The organism is Dubosiella muris (genome assembly GCF_004793885.1).
GTDB classification, from domain to species: domain Bacteria; phylum Bacillota_I; class Bacilli_A; order Erysipelotrichales; family Erysipelotrichaceae; genus Dubosiella; species Dubosiella muris.
On record NZ_SRYG01000010.1, the window covers coordinates 43,923 to 64,770 of the forward strand.

The 20,848-nt window shown below is 49.8% G+C and carries 20 protein-coding genes; 17 read left to right on the top strand and 3 right to left on the bottom strand.

Annotated elements, in window-relative coordinates:
- Positions 1 to 80: 80 nt before the first annotated feature.
- The 15 genes from E5336_RS06020 (at position 81) to E5336_RS06090 (ending at position 14,539) form a co-directional block, all read left to right on the top strand.
- On the top strand, positions 81 to 1,154 hold the full coding sequence (locus E5336_RS06020) for a DUF7601 domain-containing protein (RefSeq protein ID WP_135980185.1): 1,074 nt from the start codon (positions 81 to 83) through the stop codon (positions 1,152 to 1,154).
- A complete protein-coding gene (gene srtB / locus E5336_RS06025) occupies positions 1,120 to 1,914 on the top strand; it encodes a class B sortase (protein ID WP_135980186.1) in 795 nt (264 codons plus the stop codon). The genes E5336_RS06020 and srtB overlap by 35 nt, the downstream gene beginning before the upstream one ends.
- A complete protein-coding gene (locus tag E5336_RS06030; protein WP_135980188.1) occupies positions 1,904 to 2,509 on the top strand; it encodes a hypothetical protein in 606 nt (201 codons plus the stop codon). Before srtB ends, E5336_RS06030 begins: the two co-directional genes overlap by 11 nt.
- Positions 2,510 to 2,593: 84 nt before the next feature.
- Complete coding sequence (locus tag E5336_RS06035; protein WP_168353580.1) at positions 2,594 to 4,030, top strand: ATP-binding protein; 1,437 nt, start codon at positions 2,594 to 2,596, stop codon at positions 4,028 to 4,030.
- A complete protein-coding gene (locus E5336_RS06040; protein WP_135980190.1) occupies positions 3,987 to 4,676 on the top strand; it encodes a response regulator transcription factor in 690 nt (229 codons plus the stop codon). Before E5336_RS06035 ends, E5336_RS06040 begins: the two co-directional genes overlap by 44 nt.
- Positions 4,677 to 4,781: 105 nt before the next feature.
- On the top strand, positions 4,782 to 5,180 hold the full coding sequence (locus tag E5336_RS06045; RefSeq protein WP_135980191.1) for a hypothetical protein: 399 nt from the start codon (positions 4,782 to 4,784) through the stop codon (positions 5,178 to 5,180).
- 13 nt (positions 5,181 to 5,193) lie between these two features.
- Positions 5,194 to 5,637, top strand: coding sequence for a potassium channel family protein (locus E5336_RS06050; protein ID WP_135980192.1), 444 nt, complete (start codon positions 5,194 to 5,196; stop codon positions 5,635 to 5,637).
- A complete protein-coding gene (locus E5336_RS06055; RefSeq protein WP_135980193.1) occupies positions 5,627 to 6,304 on the top strand; it encodes a potassium channel family protein in 678 nt (225 codons plus the stop codon). Before E5336_RS06050 ends, E5336_RS06055 begins: the two co-directional genes overlap by 11 nt.
- Positions 6,294 to 7,775: a TrkH family potassium uptake protein gene (locus E5336_RS06060; RefSeq protein WP_135980195.1), complete on the top strand. Its 1,482-nt coding sequence runs from the start codon at positions 6,294 to 6,296 to the stop codon at positions 7,773 to 7,775. Before E5336_RS06055 ends, E5336_RS06060 begins: the two co-directional genes overlap by 11 nt.
- Positions 7,776 to 7,894: 119 nt before the next feature.
- A complete protein-coding gene (locus E5336_RS06065; RefSeq protein ID WP_277820803.1) occupies positions 7,895 to 9,988 on the top strand; it encodes a peptidoglycan D,D-transpeptidase FtsI family protein in 2,094 nt (697 codons plus the stop codon).
- A 96-nt stretch (positions 9,989 to 10,084) separates the two neighbouring features.
- A complete protein-coding gene (gene rpmG / locus E5336_RS06070) occupies positions 10,085 to 10,234 on the top strand; it encodes a 50S ribosomal protein L33 (protein WP_016319100.1) in 150 nt (49 codons plus the stop codon).
- Positions 10,235 to 10,300: 66 nt separating this feature from the next.
- Positions 10,301 to 10,912: an MBL fold metallo-hydrolase gene (locus E5336_RS06075; RefSeq protein ID WP_135980197.1), complete on the top strand. Its 612-nt coding sequence runs from the start codon at positions 10,301 to 10,303 to the stop codon at positions 10,910 to 10,912.
- Between the two features lie 252 nt (positions 10,913 to 11,164).
- A complete protein-coding gene (locus E5336_RS06080; protein ID WP_135980198.1) occupies positions 11,165 to 12,631 on the top strand; it encodes an LCP family protein in 1,467 nt (488 codons plus the stop codon).
- Between the two features lie 252 nt (positions 12,632 to 12,883).
- A complete protein-coding gene (locus tag E5336_RS06085; RefSeq protein ID WP_135980199.1) occupies positions 12,884 to 13,306 on the top strand; it encodes a hypothetical protein in 423 nt (140 codons plus the stop codon).
- Positions 13,307 to 13,432: 126 nt separating this feature from the next.
- A complete protein-coding gene (locus E5336_RS06090; RefSeq protein ID WP_135980200.1) occupies positions 13,433 to 14,539 on the top strand; it encodes a hypothetical protein in 1,107 nt (368 codons plus the stop codon).
- Between the two features lie 91 nt (positions 14,540 to 14,630).
- Here the strand turns inward: E5336_RS06090 and E5336_RS06095 are convergent, their stop codons facing one another.
- From E5336_RS06095 to E5336_RS06105, 3 genes are read right to left on the bottom strand one after another with little or no spacing between them, the layout of a single operon-like run.
- Positions 14,631 to 15,431, bottom strand: a complete 801-nt coding sequence (locus E5336_RS06095; protein ID WP_135980201.1) for a hypothetical protein — start codon at positions 15,429 to 15,431, stop codon at positions 14,631 to 14,633.
- A 15-nt stretch (positions 15,432 to 15,446) separates the two neighbouring features.
- Positions 15,447 to 16,229 (bottom strand): coiled-coil domain-containing protein, encoded by a 783-nt coding sequence (locus E5336_RS06100; RefSeq protein WP_135980202.1) that lies wholly within the window; start codon positions 16,227 to 16,229, stop codon positions 15,447 to 15,449.
- On the bottom strand, positions 16,187 to 17,815 hold the full coding sequence (locus tag E5336_RS06105) for a coiled-coil domain-containing protein (RefSeq protein ID WP_135980203.1): 1,629 nt from the start codon (positions 17,813 to 17,815) through the stop codon (positions 16,187 to 16,189). The genes E5336_RS06100 and E5336_RS06105 overlap by 43 nt, the downstream gene beginning before the upstream one ends.
- A 654-nt stretch (positions 17,816 to 18,469) precedes the next feature.
- Here E5336_RS06105 and E5336_RS06110 point away from each other — a divergent pair.
- Entirely contained in the window at positions 18,470 to 19,705 is a 1,236-nt protein-coding gene (locus E5336_RS06110; protein ID WP_135980205.1) for an AAA family ATPase, read from the top strand.
- Positions 19,702 to 20,391 (top strand): hypothetical protein, encoded by a 690-nt coding sequence (locus tag E5336_RS06115; protein WP_135980206.1) that lies wholly within the window; start codon positions 19,702 to 19,704, stop codon positions 20,389 to 20,391. The genes E5336_RS06110 and E5336_RS06115 overlap by 4 nt, the downstream gene beginning before the upstream one ends.
- Positions 20,392 to 20,848 lie beyond the last annotated feature (457 nt).

Here is a 20,848-nt window from a genome sequence, read left to right on the forward strand (position 1 = left end):
GAAATGAATCTTAGGAGATGAAAATGAATACATTAAAAAAAGGTTTAATGTCTATCGCCGCTTTGTCATTGGCGGCAGTGATGGGTGGGGCGATGTTGACACCGGCTTTCGCAAAAAACGGAAACACGAATACGCCCGGCATATCCATTGATATTGTAAAAACATTGCATAAAGATCCAAATGTGCCAGTTCCGCAAGATCCGGTTGTATTCAATATTCAACCAGGCACGCAGGCGGATATCAATGTGAGCAGCTACAATGGAAACCCGATCTATCCGGGAATCGCGAATGTCTTTCCTTCCACGGTAAGCATCGCTCCGGTTGCGAATACGACGACCATCATCCAATCGGGAAATCCAGTTGGTTATTCTAACCATGCTACATTGACACCGAGTTCGACGGCTACTTTCCCTCGCGCGGGAATCTACCGATATGTGGTAACCGAGCAGACGCCAACATATGATGGCTTGGCGCTAACGCCGAACTCCACGGCCTCCTATTATTTAGATGTGTATGTCACAAACAACGTGACAACAAACGCGAAGGAAGTAACGGATATTATCGCATGGAACGCAGGTCAGGCGGGCGCGAGCACAGCCAATCCTTCCACGTTCAAAGTCGATCAATTCGACTTCAGCAACACGTATACGACACACGATTTGACGATTCAAAATTACATCACAGGTAATGCTGCGGATACAAGTTTAGTATTTGACTATACTTTGAAAGTCAACACGACAGAACCAAATCAAACGTTGTACGTTCAAATGCCGGATGGTTCGTATCAAACCTTACAGGCCACGAATGGTGTGGCGACGCTGCCAAATATTAAACTGGGACAAAACCAGACGTTTACTGTTTATGGATTGAGCGCCAATGACACGTTCACGGTGACGGAAACCAATCCGCAGCCTGATTACAATGTCAGCATCAATTTGGCAAGTGGTGATAAATCCGACGATACGGTGGATGCGATGACAGAAACATTGACCGGTAAGGTTGGAACAAGCGATGATACATGGAACTTTGTGAACTATCGTCAGGGAACTGTTCCGACGGCGTTCTTCACAACATACGGTCCTTACGTAGCCGGCGTTGCCGTATTGGGCGGACTTGGCTATGCGATGTTCAGAAAGAAGAAGGACAACGAATAAGCCCTCTTCTCGTCTGCATCAAGCGGCATGCCTGGCACGAATCGGAAACAAGATCTTGTCGGTCTTGACGATTCTCGTGCTACTGATTGGAAGCGTGTACTGCTTTTACTGTCTTTTCGACGATTGGAGACAATCGCAAGCCGGACTGCCTTCGCAGATGGCGAAGTTCAAGCCGGACGCCGACGATCCGCTCTCGTTTGAAGAGCTGTTGAAGCTCAATCCGGATGTGATTGGCTGGATCACGATTGACAAAACGCATATCGACCAGCCGATCGTGCAGGGAAAAGACGATTTGGAGTACATCAACAAAGCGGCGGATGGATCGTTTTCGCTGGCGGGAGCGATCTTTCTCTCCCATTTAAACAATCCCGATCTGGACGATCCGTACAATATTTTATATGGACACCATATGAAAAACGGCGGCATGTTTGGCGATGTGATGAAGTTTACGCAGAAAAAATATTTTGACGGGCATGTGGATGGAACCGTGCTCACGAAAGACGGCAGGGAATACCGGCTGAAGATCTTCGCGGTGCTGGAAACCGACGCGGCCAACAGCGCGGTGTATTCCATGCGCGAAATTCACGAGCGGGACACGTCTTCTCTAGTCCGGTATTTGAAAAAGCATTCGAAATACTTTCGGGATCCAGTCGACGCTTCGCCGATGATCTTCGCGCTCAGCACATGCAACAGCGCGGAAACGGAAGGGCGGACGATCGTGTTCGCGCAAGTGGTAAAGGTGGTGGAACATGAAAAATAAACTCATATCATGGATCGGCATAGGCGCGGCTTGCGTGATGATGCTTTGGGGAAGTGTGCCGGCTTATTCGTTTACGAACAAAGTCACGGTCAACATTCCCGTGGAAGTGGTGTCCACCCGCGCGCCCAAACCGAAGACGGGGGTAAAATTCACGCTGGAAGCGGTGGATGGGTCCCCTCCTCCGGCAGGCAGCGAATGTGTCGTGCTTGCCGGAACGCGTTCGGTCATGCCCGTGATCGGGTTCGACCAGCCCGGCACGTACGTGTATCGCTTGCGCGCGGCAAGCGAGGATCCGTCCAAGGCGTCAATCGAGGGCGTCAGCGATTTTCGTGTCGAGATCCTCGTGACCAATGGCGAAAACGCCTTGCGGGCGGTCGTGGTCGCCTCGGATTGGAACGCGCCGGCCGGACAGCAGGCCAAAGAAACGATTCATGTCGTGCTCGATTCCGTCGCTTTGCCCGAAGCGGCGCCAAACCGCCCGAACACCTCGGCGCATACGCAGCGGGAGATGTGGGGGTATTTGGCGTGTGGAAGCGCGCTGCTGATCCTCGTTCTCGTTTGCTGGTACCGAATGGGAAAAAAAGAAAATGGATAAGCTTAAGCCTGATCTCATCGAAAGTTTTAAAAATGGAGATGGAGTCAGGCTTTTCCTTTGAAAGAGCAGAAAGGAGGAACCAAATTGAAGTTTGAAAAGGGAAAAAAGCGCCGGACGGTTCTTTACGGTTCGGGCAGGGAGCTGCTCATCGTCTTCGTCAATCTGGCTGGCGCCACGCTGCTGGGCTCGCTGTTTTGGAAGCTCGATTTTCCGGAAACGAATATCGTCTTGCTGTATTCTTTCGCGATCTTTTTGATCGCCCGCTTTTGCGCCCATCCGATCTATGGCGTGCTAGCCGCCATCGCCGGCACGCTCATCTACAACTACTTTTTCACCGAGCCGTATTTTACGCTGAACGTGTACGATTCCACGTGTCTGATCACGTTTATGACGATGACGATCACCTCGCTGCTCACCAGCGCGCTTGTCAGCAGCGACCAGGAGCATCTGGCGCAAACCAAGCGCAAGGAGGCGCAAGTGCGGGCACTGTATTTGCTGACAAACGAGTTGAACCAGGCGCGCGACGAGGCGCAGATCTTGGAAATCGGCACGCGGATGATTGAGCAGACGTTTCACCAGCCGGCGCGGTTCGTTTATGGCGCCTGCTCGAGCCGGGGCTGGTGCGTCCAGGGACCGCAAAAAGAATTTGGCATGTTTTTGTTCGATGAAAAGACGCCGGCCGTGCAGCCCGACCAGGAGGAATTCGTGCGCTCGATATGCGAGTGCATGGCCATCGCGCTCGATCGGGAATACAATGTGCAAGAAAAGATCCGTTCGCAGGAAGAGCGGATCCAGGAGCACGACCGGGCCAACTTGCTTCGTTCGATTTCGCATGATTTGCGCACGCCCCTTTCCGCGATCATGGGCAGCAGCGAGATGCTCCAACACGAGCAAAGCGGACAAGTACGCAAGCTGGCGGACGGGATTTATCAAAACGCGCGCTGGCTGTACGACCTCGTGGAAAACATCTTGATTTTGACGCGGATCAACGACGGACGGATGCAAATCCATAAACAACCGGAAGCGGTGGAGGAAGTCGTCGGCTACGCGGTGGGCCTTTTCGAAAAAAACAATCCAAACCAGCGCGTCGACGTGCGTCTGCCAAAAGACTTCGTGATGGTGGACATGGACGCCAAGCTCATAACGCAGGTGCTTTTGAATTTGCTGGAAAACGCGCGCAAGCACACGCCGCCAGGCCAGCCCATCGAGCTGACAGTAAAGGAAACCGACCGGGAGGTGCGCTTTTGCGTCGCGGACCATGGTGCGGGAATTCGCGCGCAGGACATGGAGCACGTGTTTGAAATGTTTTACACGCAAGCGGGGCAGGCGGTTGACGCCCACCGCGGCGTGGGGCTTGGACTGACGATTTGCGAAAGCATCGTCAAGGCCCATGGCGGTTGGATCAAGGCGGAAAACCGCGCGTCGGGCCAGGGCGCCATGCTGACATTCGCGCTCAAAAAGAAAGGAGAAAACGACCATGGAAACGAACAATCCCAAGACGGTGCTCATTGTCGAGGATGACGCCCAAATCGCCGGTTTCGTGCAATACGCCTGCGAGCAAAACGGCTACCGGGTGCTTTGCGCCAGCGATGGCGAACAGGGACTGGCGCTGTTTTTTTCACAGCGGCCGGATTTGATTTTGCTGGATTTAGGCTTGCCGGACATGGATGGCCTGCAAGTGCTGGAAGGCGTGCGCGCCGCCTCTTCGGTTCCGGTGCTCATTTTATCGGCACGCGACCAGGAGCAGGAAAAAGTCAAGGCGCTGGACGCGGGGGCGGACGACTACTTGACGAAGCCGTTTTCGGTGTCGGAGCTTTTGGCCCGCCTGCGGGTGGCGCTGCGGCACGCCCAGCCCGATGGACGAAAAATATATCGGGCCGGCGATTTGCGAGTGGATCCCTCGCGTCACGACATCGAGCTGGAGGGACGGCCGATTCATTTGACGCCGCTGGAATACAAGCTGCTGCTCGTTTTGTTTGAGAACCAGGGCAGCCTGATGACGACGCAATCCATTATCAAAGCGGTGTATGGTCCGTATTACGGGACGGACACGCGGGCGCTGCGGACGTTGATGGCTTCGCTGCGGCGGAAAATTGAGAAAAACCCCGCGAAGCCGGAATACATTTTTACGGAAATCGGCATCGGCTATCGCTTGCGCGGCGAGTAGAAAAGCCGGATTTCCTCACACGATTCTCACACGCGGATTGGATTCCTCACACCCTCCTTATACGTTTTGGCGTATAACAAAGGTACAAACAAGGAGGAACAAATCATGAAAACGAGAAAATTGAAAACAAAAGAACAAAACGCATTGGAAGAATTGTGTCAAACGGTTCAATCGTTCATCGAGCAGGGCCGCCTTGACGAGGCGGAAGGAAAGATCACGGAAGCCATGCTTTGGTATCCGCATTCGGCCATTCCGCACAACTTGATGGGAATCGAACAAGAATACCGCGGAGCCCACCAGCGGGCCCTTCGTCATTTTACAGCGGCTTTGGCTTTGGAGCCTGACTACGCGCCGGCGCAGGAAAACCTGCATCGGTGCAGCGCCGTGTACGACAGAAAGCGGAACCGATACATTTATTGCGACAATCAACGGAAAACAAAAGAGCGGTCATTGCTTGGCGTGGATTTGGCGGGCATGAATCGCGTGATGGATTGTTTTTCGTAGAAAGGAGATTACAATGCGAAATCAAAAGCAATCATTTTACACTATTATTATTGGCTGCGGACGCCTGGGAGCCACGCTTGCCGACGCTTTGTCGGCGCAAGGCAAAGACGTGACAATCGTCGACAAGTCGCAAAGCGCCTTCCGCAAGCTGTCTTGCGGTTTTGCCGGAATGACAAAGCTTGGTAATGGATTGAATTTGGACACGCTGTCCGAAATCGAGATGGCGCACGCCGACGAGGTGCTAGTCGTGACGGACAACGACAATGTGAATGTGATGATCGCGCAAATGGCGCAAACGATTTACCATGTCGACCACGTGGTGGCGCGGTTGTATGATCCGGATAAGAAAGTCATCATGCAAAACGCCGGCATGGACGTGGTTTGTCCATGCGAGCTTTCTTTCGCGGCGATGCAGGCTTTCATCGAGCCTGGAAAGGAGACGAGTCATGCGGCGTAAAGTAGTGATTGCCGGCGGCCGCAGCAAGGCGCGTTCGCTGGCGCTGTCGATGTTAAAACAAGGATATGAAGTCACTTTGATCAACTTGTCCCACCAGGACTGCATGGAACTGGCGATGATCGAGTCTTTGACGGTAATCGAAGGGGACGCCACGAAGCCATACGTGCTCGAAGACGCGGGCATCGAAGGCTTTGACGTGGCGATCGCGCTCAACACGAAAGACGAGGACAATCTGGTCATTTGCGAATTGTGCAAAACGCTGTTCCGGGTGAAAAAAACCGTTTCGCTCGTGAACGATCCGAAAAAGCAGGATTTCTTTTTGAAGCGCGGCGTCGATCACGTGATTTGCGCGCTGGAAGAGCTGGCAGAGCTCATACGGCAGCAGGCGTCGGTTGAAGAGATCAAGCGCGTCAGCGCGCCGAAAACCGACGCGTTGCACATCGAGGAAGTGACGATTCCGAAAAACGCGTGGTGTATCGACAAGCCGATTTGCGCGCTCGGTTTGCCAGACGACGTCATCGTTGCGTGCATCAACCGGCGTCACGACACGATCATTCCTAACGGCAGCACGCAGCTGAAGGCGAAAGACCGGCTCGTCGTGCTGACGACGGAAAACGAGAAAAGCGCGATCCGGATCTTGACGGAGAAAAACGGATATGGCGAGTAGACTGACAAAGTATTCGCTGCCCGGACGGATCATGATGCTCGTAGGGCTTCTCGTTTCCTTTCCAATCGTGCTTGCTCCGTTTTTGGAAAACGGCTTGCGCGAGGCGGTTTGGTTTCTCGTGCCTGGCGCGGGATCGGTCGCTTTGGGTATGCTCGTATGCGCCTTCTGGCGCCAAGACGGGACGATGGATACGGCGTGGCGGCCGACGTTGCAGCGGACGAGTTTGACGGTGCTCTTCGCCTGGGTTTGGGGAATCCTCGTAGGCTCGCTTCCGTTTTTGTTTGGTATGGGCCTGACGCCGGTGCAGGCGCTTTTTGAATCGGTGAGCGGCTGGACGACGACGGGACTTTCGGTCATCGACGTGACGAAGTGTTCCGATTTATTTTTGTTTTATCGCAGCTTCATCCAGTTTTGTGGCGGCTTGGGCTTCGTGGCGGTGATGATGGTCATCGTGGTGGAGAAGCAGTCGATGAGCTTGTACAACGCGGAAGGCCATTCCGATCAAATCAAGCCGAACTTGAAAAAGAGCGCGCAGGCGATCGGATTGATGTACTGCGGCTTTTTGCTGGCGGGAACGATCGCGTACCGCCTGGTGGGGATGTCGTGGTTCGATGGCGTCAACCACGCGATGTGCGCGCTGTCGACGGGTGGCTTTTCGACGCGTCTCAACAGCATTGGCGAGTACGAGTCGGTAGCGATCGACATCGTGACCATCGTTTTGATGCTCATTGGAACGACGAATTTCGCGGCGCTGATGCTGCTGGTCAAAGGGAAATGGAAAAAGTTCTCGAAAATCAGCGAGGTGCGGTTCATGGCGGTGGTTTTGCTCGTGGTCATTCCGATGATGACGGTTTCGCTTTCGAACGCGTTCCAGCTTTCGCTTTGGGACGGCTTCAAGCACGCGGCGTTCGACTCCGTGTCGGCGCTTTCGACAAGCGGGTTCTCGTCGATGGCTTACGACGCGTGGCCGCCATTCGCGATTGGCTTGATGATCGTGCTGATGCTGTTTGGCGGCGGGGCCGGATCGACGGCGGGCGGCATCAAGCTGAACCGGGTGTATTTGATGCTACGCTTTGCCAAAGACCATATGCGGGCGATGGTGTCGAACAAGCGCCAGGTGCATGTGTCGTACTATGAAACGGCGCAAGGAAAAACGGCGATCGACGAATCGCTCAAGGATGGCACGACGACGTTTGTGACCGTGTACTTTTGCCTGTTTCTGGTCGGCTCGCTGCTGATTACGCTAACGGCGGGCTGCGGCTTGACGGAGGGGATGTTCGAGTTCGCCTCCTCGCTTGGAACGGTTGGCTTGTCGATTGGCTTGACGAATCCGGCGACCGCGGCACCGGTTTTGCTGGTGGAAATGTTTGGCATGGTGTTTGGCCGGCTGGAAATCTTCCTGATTTTTACAGGTTTGTTTTGCGGCTGGAACGTCATCCGGTCGGCTTTTTCGAAAAGAGTCGGCGGATAAAGAATTCCGGGAAACACATCCCGGGATTTTTTTGTGGTTTCAAACCGTTCGCTGCCGGCTTGGAATTTGGCGGGTCAGCACGTATAATGGATAGGACGAATACGAGAGGAGGGATACGATTGCCCAAGAAACAAATGAAAAAAGTAAAGAAGCACACGTTTCGGTTTTCCGGCGCGGCGCCGGATGTCGATCGTTCGGTGTCGAAGCGGATCATCGTGTTCGCCAGCGTGATTGGCGGCGTGTTTCTTGTTTTACTATGCAGACTTGTGTATCTTCAAGTGTTTTCCTATCACGACTATGTGGTGAAAAAGGACGACTACACGTCGATCCTTCAATATACGAGCGCGCCGCGGGGACAGATTTACGACTGCAAAGGCCGGGTGCTGGCGAAAACCGTTGTCTCGCACAACATCGTCTTTACGTCGCCCAACAACATGACGACGGAGGATTATTTGATTTACGCCAACCGGCTGGCTACGGTGTTTGACGTCAAGCTGGACGACTTTTCGCTGCAGGCGAAAAAAGAGGCGTATATCGCCTGGAAAAACATGCTGGACGCCGACGATCCCGGGTACGCGGGAAACAACTTCCTGACGGAAAAGGAGCGGGTGGCGTACACCAGCGGCATGTGGGGATCGGACGCGGAATCGCGGAAGTACTCGATTTTGATGTCGCGGATCAGCGAGGAGGACCTGAAGGAAATGGGTGACGACGAGTTGAAAACGTATGTCATTTATTCGCGGATGGTTTCGAATCTTTCGACCGGGCAGGAAAGCGTCATTTTGGAAGACGTGCCGGACGAGGATGTGGCGTATCTTGTCGAGCATAAAACCGAGTTTCCGGGGTTCGATGTGGATTTTGGCGGCTGGAAGCGGGAATACCCGTATGGGGAAACGCTTTCGGACGTTCTCGGGCGCGTGTCCACGAGCACGGAAGGCTTGCCGGCCGAGTCGAAGGAATACTACTTGTCGAAGGGCTACCAGCTCAACGCGCCGGTCGGGGTGTCGGGACTGGAATACCAGTACAACGATATTTTGGCGGGCACCGAGGAAATTTCGAAGATCACGTACGATTCGAACGGCCTGGCGCTTAAGGAAACCGTGCAGAGCGCGCGAAAAGGCAACGACATCGTGATTTCGGTCGATATCGACTTGCAGCTGACGATGGACGACACGGTAAAAAACGTATTGCAGGCTAACGCCGGCACGCGGAACCGGGAAAACTTCACGTCGCTGTTTATGTGCACGATGAATCCAAACGATGGCTCGGTGCTGGCGCTTTCGGGGTATCAAATCGACCTGGAAACGAGAAAGATGACGTATTTCGCGTCGGGCAACTATGTGTCGCTGGCCAACCCGGGATCGTGCATCAAGGGCGCGACGGTGTACATGGGCTTGAGCGAAGGCGTCGTGAAGCCGGGCGAGACGATCATGGACGAGGTCATGAATATCAACGGCGAGGAATTCGGCTCGTTTGAAAACCACGGGCCGGTCAACGACGTGTCCGCTTTGGAAGTGTCGAGTAACGTGTACATGTTCCATGTCGCGATCCGGCTTGGCGGGGACACGTACCGGGAAGGAAAGCCGCTGGCGATTGGCGATGTGCAAGGCACGTTCAACAAGATGCGGCGCTATTACTCGATGTTTGGCCTTGGCAACAAAACCGGCCTCGACATTCCGGGCGAGGTGCAGGGCTACATGGGCGCGATCATGAATCCGGGCCAGCTGCTCAACTACTCGATTGGCCAGCTCGATATGTATACACCGATGCAGCTGCTACAATACGTGTCGGTCATCGCGACTGGCGGCGATATGTACGGGCCGCACTTTTTGGAGTATGCCAAGGAAGTGGGCGGCTCGCAAATTTTCGACGTGTACGGAAAGCGTCTGGAAGCGGTGCTTCCGGAACAAAACGACGCGTATTTGGATCGGGTCAAAGAAGGGTTCCGGGCTTGTGTGACGTCGGGCAACTGCGGCAACGCGCTCAAGGACATGGAGCAGCCGATGGCGGCCAAAACCGGCACGGCGGAAGTGGAGAGCGTGTGGACGACGGCGAACCTGCTTGGGTTTGGCCCGTACGACGATCCGAAAGTGGCGTTCGCGTGCGTGTCGCCGACGTCGTCGGTCAACAACGAGAGCGTCGCGGACAACATTTGCGGCTCTTCGGTTGTCGGACCGGTGCTGGACAAATATTTCGAATTGTATCCGCAGTAAAGTTTGCGTCTTGATTTGTCGCGTTCTTTGACGTTCTCCTTGCCAAGGAAACCGGGACTGTGGTATCATTTTGAAGTAATGTGAGGAGGACCGACCATGAGAGATCGTATAACGTTTAAATGTTCTGTTTGTGGTGAAGAAAACTACATTGGTACACGTAACAAGAAAAAACATCCTGAACGTATGACAGTCAATAAGTATTGCCCGAAATGCAATCAAAAAACTGAGCACAAGGAGAAACGATAAAAAAGGCCGGAAAACGGTCTTTTTTATTCGGATTCCAAGTTGCTCGAAGGAAACGAGGAAATAGAAATGATAAAAGTGTTTACCCAGCCTTTGGGGCCGGTGGAGGCCAACTGCTATGTGGTCGTGAAAGACCATCACGCGCTGGTAATCGACCCGGGCGACGATTTTTCCGCTTTGAAGCGGCTGCTGACAGAAGAGGAGGCGACGCTGGACGCGATTCTTTTGACGCATGCCCACTTCGACCACATTGGCGGACTGGATGGTTTGATTGAGGAATATGGTGTGGATGTGTATATGAATCCAAAAGAGTTTGATTTTTTGGACGACATGCGGCTGAACGGCTCGGCGTATTTTTACGCCAAGGTGAAATCGCACGCGGTGCCCAAAGCCGTCCATGACGGGATGCAGAAAATCGGGGCGTTCGAGGTGGAGGCCAAGACGCTGCCGGGCCACTCGGTTGGCTCGACGATTTACCGGATCGAGGACGCCTTGTTTACTGGCGACGTTCTTTTCCAGGGGTCGGTTGGCCGGGTCGACTTGCCGACAGGAAGCGAGCGGGATATGATGGCGTCGATTCAGTATTTGAAGACGCTGCCGCAAGACTTGGTCGTGTATCCGGGCCACGGTCCGGCGACAACGATTGGTCAGGAGCTGCGCTGGAATCCTTATTTTCGCTAAACCGGAGAGATCCGGTTTTTTTTCGCTTGAATAAAAAAAAGACGTCTCCATCGGAAACGCCACACACAGTACATCATGATTCGAAGGGATTCGATTATGAATAGTCTTATTTTAAAGCGGTTTGTCTAAATATTCCATTGCGAAAATTGCGCTATTTATACTGATACAGCCGGATTGCGCGAATCCGGTTGTCAAAGCGAATCAAGTCGAGTATCATAGGACTGCGGTTTTCAATAAAAACGGAGGGTTTCAATGAAAGATGTTTGGAAGTGGATTACAGGGGTGCTAGGCGTCGGAGTCGGCGTTCTGGCGGCTTGGTTTTCTTATCAGTTGATTACGCTGGGCATGGTTCCGAATAAGATTTTGGCGATGATCGTCGTGATTGTCGTGCTGTTGTGGCTCATCGCGCTTGTGCTCATGCTTCGGGTCCAGAGCGTGCTTTCCCGCGTGCTGGGCGTGGTGCTGGCTTTGGCTTTGGCGCTCGCGACGGGTTTTGGCACGTATTACTTGCAGGTGACCAACGGCGCGCTGCGCTCTTTGACGTATGGTGATCAAATCCGGAAAATTTCGAGTGTGTACGTGTTGAACAACCATGTCATTGAGAAGCCGGAGCAGCTGGACGGGCGCACGATTGGCTATGTGAACCCGGATGCGGAGGGAACGAAACGGGTGCTTGATGGCTTGAAGGCGAAAGGAATCGAGGTTGTGGGGAAACAATACGAGTCGTCGATTCAAATGGTGAACGACTTGAAGGGGCAGGCGATCGACGGCATCGTGCTCGATCAGTCGTACCTTGGCACCATCGAAGAGATGGAGGGGCAAAACCGGATTCGCGAGGAAATCGTGCCGGTTTTCGATGTGGAGTACGCGATTCAAAAGACGGATTCGTCCAGCGGCGTCAACACGGCGAGCGAGCCGTTCAACGTTTTAATTAGCGGCATCGACACGTATGGCTCGATCGAGGACGTTTCGCGCAGCGATGTGAACTTGATCGCTTCGGTCAATCCGCAGACGCACCAGATTCTTGTGATTTCCATTCCGCGTGACTTTTACGTGGAGACGGCGTGCGACGCTTCGGCGGGATGCGCCCAGGGGAAAATGGACAAGCTAACGCATACGGGGCTGCATGGCATTGAAACGACGGAACGGACGCTGGAGAAGCTGTTCGGGATCGAGATCAACTACAATGTCCGGGTCAACTTTTCCAGCCTTGTGACGATCATTGACGAGCTGGGCGGCGTGGATGTGGACAATGTCGACGAATTTACTTCTTTGCATGGAAACTATCATTTCGCGCCTGGCAAGGTGCATCTGGATGGCGATATGGCGCTTGGCTTCGTGCGGGAACGTTATTCCTTCACGGAAGGGGATCGCGAGCGGGGACGCAACCAAATGCGGGTGCTGACCGCGATTATCGACAAGATCACGTCGCCGGCGATTTTATCCAACTACGCGGGCATCATGAAGTCGATTTCCAAATCGTTCCAGACGAATATGTCGACGAAGGAAATCGCCGCGCTTGTCAACGCGCAGCTGTCCAGCGACGCGCCGTGGACGATTTACAATTATTCCGTCAATGGAACGGGGGGAACGGACTTCGCATACGAACTGCAAAACAACGCGTACGTCATGTATCCAAACGAAATGACGATTTCCAACGCGAAAGCGGATATCGACTCGATTTTCCATGGCGAGACGCCGCCGTATGTGAATCATTGATGAAAAGTCTTTCGGGACTTTTTTCTTTTCCTTGCAAAAAAAAAAGAGCGGGACTTATAATGAAATCGAAAAAGGAACCCATTATGTTCAATGATGGTTCGGATTTTTATAGAGATAAAAATAGCCTCTAGTCTTCCAAACTATTTGAGGGGCTATTTTTATTTTGTCTCTTCGTTTCGGATTTTTTCTTTTACTTGTCCTTGCCTTTTAAAATCGAGGATGCCAGAATGGACTTAACAAGGAGCAGGAAAGATGAGGAAGGTAAAAAAAGGAAAAGCGATTTTATTCGGGATCGGGTTGTCGTGTGTGCTTGGATTGGGCGGCGTTTCCGCGCTGGCCAATGAGAGCGAAGTTCAAAATGGCGAGCCGTTTTGTATGACGGATTTCGCGTTTTGCGTCAATCCGATGCGGGACTGCTATCAGCGGGCGCAATGCGTCATTGATGGACAGGTGCAGGAAGCATGCGCCCAAAAACGGGAACGCGCCTGGCAGCGACAACAACAGGCGCAAGCGCAGGCTGCCGCCCAAAACATTACGACGCAAGATGTGCCAATGGGCAATGGCGGACAGGGACAAAATTGCGCGCAAGCGCCAAACTGTGCGCCACAACAACCGAAAGGCTACGGTGGCGGGCATCATGGCCAGGGCGGGGGACATTGTCGTCGCGGATGGTAAAACAAGGATTGAGAGAAAATGGAGGGAATCCCTTGATTTTCTCTCTTTTTTATAGAAATAAGATTTTTGTTTTATTTCTTCGCCGAGTCAGTATATAATGAGATAAAAGAAGAAGGAGAAATTGAAATGAAAGGGTTTAAAGAAGGAAAAAACAATCTTTTATGTTTTGGCCTGGCGGCTTTGCTTGGAATGGGCGGGCTGGGCTTTGGCCTGACAAAAAACGGGGAAGTTTCCCGATTGGAAAGCGAGTTGGCGCAAGCAAATCAAGAAGTGGTTCATCTGACGGACTCGAATCAAACACTGGAAAACGAGAAGGACGCCTTGATTTCGGAATTGGAACAGACGCGGACGACGGCGCAGGAACTGGCAGTCAATGCGATGGCGAAAGCATCCAAACAAGACGTTCCGGCTTTTTCAGGTTCCGCCTCCTTTGTTGTGAGCGAGGAAAAACCGGCGTTGAATGCAGAATCGCTGTTTGATGAATTGTATGTGAAAGCCAAAGAAGGAAAAGTGGAAACGACGGCTGTTGTTCTTGGTGCCGACAATGTGCGGCAGGATTGGCAGGTAGAAGAGGATTTCGAGCCATTGGGATGGAAATCGGTCACGTCCGATTTTATTGAATCCGATCAGTTTTATCAAAAGACTCGTCTTGTGCCGGTCGAGTTGATGGATCAGGCGCAGGACGGCTTGATCGTCGCGGGAACGCCGGCATTTGCCAGTGAATTGGAAAATTATTTTTCAAAAATTGAAGACTACATCGCCGAAACCGGAAACCACGTGACCTATCGCGTCGATCCATTGTACGAACCGGAAGCGAAGCTATGCAACGGCGTTTTCCTTAAGGCGCGGTCTATGGAAGACGATACGCTGTCTTTTGACGTGTTTGTCTACAACGAGCAGCCCGAATTTGTGATTGATCGCAAAACAAGCGACATTCGCGATTTGAAAAAAGAAGCGGAGGAAAAAAAGCGGCAAGAGGAAGAGGCGCGTAAAAAAGCCGAAGAGGAACAAAAGCGGGCGGAAGAAGAGGCGAAACGCCAGCAAGCGCTCGCTGAGCAGCAGCTCCAATCCCAGACGCAAGCCGTGGACAATCAAAGCACGCTCGTATGGATTCCTCGAACCGAAAGCAAATACCACATGCACGCCTCGTGCTCGAATATGAAAAATCCATCGCAAGTTTCCAAAGAACAGGCGATTGCGTGGGGCTTTGAGCCTTGCAAAAAGTGTTATTAAGAAATTTTGTCAGACTTTTTCGTTAAAGTCTGGCTTTTTTGTAGATGAACGGCAAAAAGGACAATTTTCATTGTCCGCATTGCATTGTTTTTTACTGCTCCTCCGGATCGGGCGGCAAGGCAATCGTTCCGGAAAAAGTCCGTTCTCCGATGGATTTCCAAGTGTCCAAGTCAAAAACTGGATACACGATTTGAAAATCGCAAGGACCAACATTGTCTACCGGCTCAAATTCATTTTCCGGATTTTGCGAAGAGTAAACAAACGGAGAGCCGTCGCTATGAAACCCCGTATAGATGCACATTTCTTTTCCAGATCCGATAGGAATGAAGCCGTTCTCTATGATTTGCAAGATAAATCCATCCACATAGCCTAGCTGAAAGCGCATGTTTTCCTCATCGACAACATACGCTTCGGCCGGATCAAACGCGTTGCCAATCGAATGGTTCCAGTTGGCGCTGCCCCGTCGTAAATTGGCGGGCGCGTTGTTTAACTCCATTAGTAAGTCGTCAAGCAAATCCACGAAATTTTGCGAAAGCTCCGGGGTCCTTGGCGGCCACAGCTGGCAAAGCTCTTCCACGATCGCCTCGGTATCTCCCAGGTCGGAATTCCAATACTCGATTTGCCGGGTGACTTCGTTCCATCCTTTATGGATCATGACCAGGTCACGCAGGTTTTTAAACACAGTGAATGGATTTTCGATGGATGGATCAAACGCGAAGCCGATGACTTCCTTCATCGTTTGAAATGAAATCCGATGGCAGAGATCCTCGTCGTTTTGGCACGGGAACATGGCCAGGACCGCCGGCTTGAAAATTCGAACTTTTGAGTTTCCAAGCGTCAGCCTGTTGTCGCCAGTTAAGATAAAATGCCCGTTTTTACTTTGAATACCCATGGTTTTCCCTCCTTTTTAAATGGTGATTTGTTTCAGGAAACAAGGCGGAAGCGTTCCGTTGATTTCAAGCTCCTGCTTCATCGTTCCATATTGGATGTACAGCTCGTTCCACGCGACGAGCGATTTTTTGCTTTCCGAAATTTTATCCGTTATCTCGAGCAGCGTCTTTTTCAGTTCCGCGATGGCGCTGGCGTATTTGGACGACTCGTCCTGGCTGTTTAAAAACGCCTGCCGCGTTTGCCGCACCTCGTCCAGCAGCGCCTGTCGCGTATGTTCCCGGTTTTCCAACCGGCGCTTGAGCGTTTGCAGGCGTTCGGCGCTCGCGTTGATTTCCGCGTCCAGCGCCAAATACAAGTTGTATCCGGGAATGATCATGTAGTACCACGTACTCGCTTTTTCGCGTTTTTTTCGCGCTTCGTTGTATTGGTTTTGCAGCGATTGGATTTCCGTGTTCAAATCGTTCGTCTCTTTTTCAAACGAAGTAAGGCGGCTTGAGAGTTGCGCGAGCCGGGCGGACAGCTCGCCGCTTGCTTTTTCGCCCGTTTCCATTTTGTCGTATAGCTGGCTTTCCGAATCGAGCAAATCGCTTTTGAGCGCGCCGTACGTCGCGACTTCGTGTTCCGCGAGCTCTTTTTTCGTTTTGGCTTCTTTCATCCAAATCTCCAGCTTGATTTTCGCGATGTCGATTTCAAACGCGCTGGCATCGTTGCGGGCGTCTTGCAAGTAAATGTTGAGCTCGGCAAGACGCTGTTCGATCAGACGTCCAAAGTTTGCGCTTTCGCCGCGGCTTTGTTCCATTGTTCCTCACGCGTCCCTTCTTTTTCCGCCATGGCTTCGGCCAGGCTTTTTCGTACTGTGTCCATGCTGTCGACATATTCGTTGGAAATGAGGCGCAGCGCCTGCCATTGAATGAAATAGAGCAGGAACGGCTTAATAAACAACCGTTTTTCGTAAAACCGTTTTTCCGTTTTCGATTCGGTTTGTTCGGCTTCCTCGATTTTGGCGGCCAGCTCGGAGTCGGCCAACGTCTCGCAGCATACCACGACGCCTTTCCAAAACAAGATCGTTTCGTTCAGGATCGTGACGATGCGGCGCATGCTGCCGATGGCCATCGTCAGCGACTGGATCGTCAAGTCCAAATCTTTTTTATGGTCGATGGACGACGCGATTTTCGCTTTGTATTTGGCGATCTTCGCTTTGTTTTCCGCGTCCTGCTGCGCCATTTCGTGACGCAGGCGGGCAAGTTCTTCCAGTCGTTTGTTGTAGGCTTCGACCGAGGTTTGCTCATGGGAGGCGGCGGTAGTGAAACTGCTTCCGGCTGCTTTGAGGGCGCCCGACACTTTTTCAATCGTCTTTTCCTGCGTTTTGATGTCCTGCTCGAGCTGTTCGCGTTCCGTTTCCTTTTCTTTGAGCGTCTGGCGCTTTTTTTCCAAATCGGTAATGGATGGATCGCTCAGCTCTTTTTTGAGCGCTTCGATGTCTTGATCGAGTTGTTTTTCACGCGTTTCTAAATCGTCTTTTTTCTGTTTGGATTTTCGCACTTCCTCGTTTTGGGCGATTTGGGAATCATCGACCGGATCCGGGGTGGATGTCGCTTCGGCGCTTGGTTCTGGGGTGATGCCGCCCACAAGATCTTTGATCGGGAGCACCGTGGTGACGAGTTCTCCGAGGCCGCCCAAAATCGCGCCGGTCAGTTCTAGTCCAAACGCCCGGTCCGCCGCTTGTTCCTCTTTCTTTTCAAGGGCCTTGTATTCCTCGTTCATCGTTTCGACTTGGGTTTCCAAAATCGTTTTCAACACTTCAAGCGCTTCGAGTTCCGCGTTCATTTCCGTGAGTTCCTCGGTCGTTTGATCGCGGTGGTCGAGAAATTCCTGGTTGCTGTGGAAAGCGTCTTGCAAAATGGAGGCCGTCTCGTCGCAGCGCGCCTGGAAGGCGTCCCGAATTTCAATGGCGGCGTTTTCCATCGCTTTCGCGACGTTTTTGACGGACTGAAGAATCGACACCGCGCTTTGATAGTCGCCATCGCCCAGACATGGATACACCTCGCTTAAATCGGACAGGACTTTCGATGTCGAGCGGACAAACGAGTTCATTGTCAACTCGCTGTCGCTGACCGTCTGGAGCAGGGAAGTTTGGAGCTGGCTGACCCGTCCGGGCAGTGTGCCAATCCCGGCTACCGAGCAATACACGACGTCCAGCAGCTTGGTACAGTTGAGAAGATTTTTCAGCATCTCCTCCAAATTGATTTTCATCAAAAGAGATTGTTTTTGGGTTTGAATGAGAGGAAGGTCGTTTCCGTTTTCCTGCGACAGGAAGTATTGCACTTCGTCGACAAAGACCGAGTACGAGTCCTCGCAAACCTGTAGTTCATAGTTGTTTGGCATGCTGTTCTCCTTTCTTTGTGTGAATGAATTATACCATAGAAAATGGAATATCACAACCAAAAATACAGAATTATTTGATAAAATAGATAAATATAACGGGTTATAGAAGAAAAAATACAGAATAAAAGTGAAAAAGAAAATCGGAGAGTCGCTACTCTCCGAGGGGGATTTGGTTAATTTTTCTATTTTTTTCAGGAAGGATTTCTTTAAGGCTAATCAGATTTCTCTATAAAAAATGTGAATAAAAAAAGAGAGCCACAGAGTGCCTCCCCCAGTGCAGTCCGAAAACATACACCTCAATCGTGCTTTTACTATACATTAGAAAGGTAAAAAAAGAAAGAGAATTAACTTTCTACATATCACTAGTTCAGATGCTTATCTAATAGGACAACTTTATTAACAGCGTTCTGCTGAATGATTTTGTATTCGCGGAAAGTTTACTTTGAAAAATGAATTTTGACTTTTAAAAAAAATAGGATCATTTTTGCCCTAATAGAACTAAAGTAAAATCGCTTCAATCCATTTTTTATATAAGGGATTAAGAAGCTGTTTTTCACATTTTAAACTTAAAAATTGCGAAAAAAACGCAAATTAGTCATTTAAATTGTGTAAAATAAAAGGTAATATAGAGATATAGAAAAGGAGGAATAGGAGATGTTATTAGAATTTCGAGTGAAAAACTTTTGTTCGATCGGCGATGAAGTCGCATTGTCTATGCTGGCTGGACAAGAGAATAGAGAAGAAGAAAAACTGCTCCTATTTGATAAGTATCGCGTCTTGCCAAGCTGCGTTATTTATGGGGCGAACGGAACTGGAAAGACAAATTTGTTAAAGGCAATGAAGTTTTTACAACAGGCGGTTTTGAACAGTTTCAAAAATTCGCCGGAGGCTGTTTTTTCGCTTCCACACCATAAGGCGTTAGGCAATGAAAGTTCCGGATTTTATGTCCAATTCGTAGCGGCAGGTGTTCGATACGCTTATGGTGTGGAATTTAAAAATGGGGAAGTTGAACATGAATACTTGTATTTTTTTCCAAAGAAAAGAGAAACAAAAATTTTTGAACGAAATGGAAATGAAGTGATTCGTGGTTCAAAATTTAAAAACGAGTTTATGCTGGTGGAAGAGGCTTTAAAACCAAATCGGTTGTTTTTGTCGTGTGCGGCCAATTTGTCGCAAAACGAATCTCTTAACAATGCTTATTTATATTTTGGAAAAAAATGGATCTTAGATTATAGTTCTGATGAAATGTGGCTCGAACAATCTTTAAAATTATTAATGTCCAGAAAGGATATGAAAGAAAAGTTTTCGCGTTTTTTAAGAAGTTTGGATATTCCGATTCAAAATTTTAAAATTGATGAGAACTCTTATGCTTTGGAAGAGTTGGAGATTCCAGATTTTATGCGAGATTTCTTGAAACAAACAGCACAACAAACTGAATTTGTTAATGTGAAAGTCATGCTAGATTATGGAAAGTTTTCCGTTGAATTGAATGAGGAATCAAGTGGTGTTCAAAAATTGTTTCGCGTATTGTGTCCAATTATTGATGCGTTAGAAAACGGCTGCCTAATATTTTTCGATGAATTTGAAAATGGACTGCATGAGTTTTTAGTCTCGACTATTATTCGATATTTTAACGATTACGCGCATATCCATAACGCGCAATTGATTTTGATTACGCATGATACGAGCTTGTTGTCTTCGAAGTTGTTTCGCCGTGATCAAATTTGGTTTACTGAAATGGAACCCCAAAACCGATTTACCGATTTATATTCCATGGTAGAATTAAAAGGGATTCGTCAAAATGAGAACTTTAGAAACAATTATATTGAAGGAAAATATGGTGGAATCCCAATGCTCGGATCAGGGATCCTGAATCAGGAGATGAAATGAGTACGCTAGATTTGCAGCCAAGGGCTGAAAGCAAAATTCCCAATCGTTGGAGTAAACGAGATCTTCGGAATCTGGAAACGATAGAAAATACGTGGAATGAGCAATTTAGCATTTTACAAGATTCATTTCAAACACTTTTAAAAACAGCGAGTGAAAAAGAGTATGTGTTACGAAGTCAAATCTCATTTTTATTCAGCTTGTTCGATTTTATTCTTCATGAAATCGTGAAGCTTGGATTGGTCAATATGTTTGCTGGAAGATGGGAGAAAACACCAAAATACTACAAAGATCTTGTAATTTCGATAGAAGAGATTGAAGAAGGAATGGAAATCCAGTTTAGTGAAGAGTGGTTTCTGGCTGTACTGGATAGAAAATATAATACATCCTCTTTATGTCATTTTGAAAAAATGTGCCAACAATTTGGACTCATAGGCATCTCGAAAAAAGAGGTTGCGGACGAGGCGTTTTATAAAAGAGGATCACAGGTGAAAACGGAAGAGCAATTTCGAAATACAATTATCCAATTAAATGATTTGCGAAACCCAATCGTTCATCAAGCGTCGCTTCATGTATATTCATTGAAAGCGATTCCTATACAAGAAAAAGAAGTCGAAGATTTAATGGTGAATCTAAACAAAATTGTATGCGCGCTCATTGTGATTATCCGAAGAAAAATGGAAGAGTAGACATAGAGGTGGAATAAAAAGCGCTACCTTCAGTTTTTGAGAAGGCATATCTTACGAAGCAATTGTGCAAATCATCAATCGGTCTTTGTCGAAAGTGAAATCGTTTTTTAAGATGCAGCAAACCGCCTAACAAGCAGGCATCATGGCATACGTCATGGTGCTCTTTTTTAATGACATACCTATCCAAATTTCAAACCGTGAATCTTAATCCATGGGAAACAAAGTAATGAGTCAATAATTTCAAGCATTTGGCTAGACTTTGAATGAAAAAAATGTTTGACACAATGTCATTTATATAGATTGTCTTTAATAAATCAAATAAAGCCCTGGATCTTTAATTTACTTGCTTTTTTAAATTCTCGCGCCCTTTTGAAGATTTCTGGCTTCGTATGAATAAAGACGTTGGTTCATCAAGTTGTTTTAGATTTTTTTCATCAGATAGAGTGTGTTTTATAAG